General features: G+C 55.8%; 2 rRNA genes. Both read left to right on the top strand.

The annotated features are described in order from the left end of the window. A 16S ribosomal RNA gene (locus MRBLMI12_RS08635) occupies positions 1-110 on the top strand; the annotation flags it as partial. Positions 111-560: 450 nt separating this feature from the next. Continuing rightward, positions 561-658: ribosomal RNA gene (locus tag MRBLMI12_RS08640) — 23S ribosomal RNA — on the top strand; the annotation flags it as partial.

Raw genomic sequence — 658 nt, forward strand, 5'->3', positions numbered from 1 at the left:
AGCCGGTGGCCCAACCCTTGTGGAGGGAGCCGTCGAAGGTGGGATCGGTAATTAGGACTAAGTCGTAACAAGGTAGCCGTACCGGAAGGTGCGGCTGGATCACCTCCTTTCTAAGGAGCACCTGAACCCTCTTCGGGGGGTTCCAGGACCCAGTACCACACCGACTGTGTGTGGCTGGGGCTCAGGGTGGAACATTTGACATGGCATCAGCGCAGCTGGTTCCTACTAGTACGCCGCGTCTCTTCGGGGGTGTGGTTGGAGGGTGGGGGTTGGTGAGCGGGGTGCCTGCACGCTGTTGGGTCCTGAGGGACCGGACGCTGCCGCTGTGATCTTTCCTTTTGGGGAGGGTTGTGGTGGTGGGTTTGACTCTCTGGGCTTCCTGGTTGCCGGCTGTTGCCGGTGGTGGGGGGTACCGCCCGTACTTTGAGAACTACACAGTGGACGCGAGCATCTTTTGGATCGGCCTTCGGGCTGGTTCATATTGATGATCTTAAAGATCATTAGTCAATTTCAGCCTGGACTTTATTGTTCGGGTTCGATTCTTGATGAAACTCATGTGATTTCAAGTCTTTAAGAGCAAACGGTGGATGCCTTGGCATCTGGAGCCGAAGAAGGACGTAGCAATCTGCGATAAGCCTCGGGGAACTGATAAGCAAGT

Source organism: Microbacterium sp. LMI12-1-1.1 (genome assembly GCF_040676455.1).
In the GTDB taxonomy this organism is placed as follows: Bacteria; Actinomycetota; Actinomycetes; order Actinomycetales; family Microbacteriaceae; genus Microbacterium.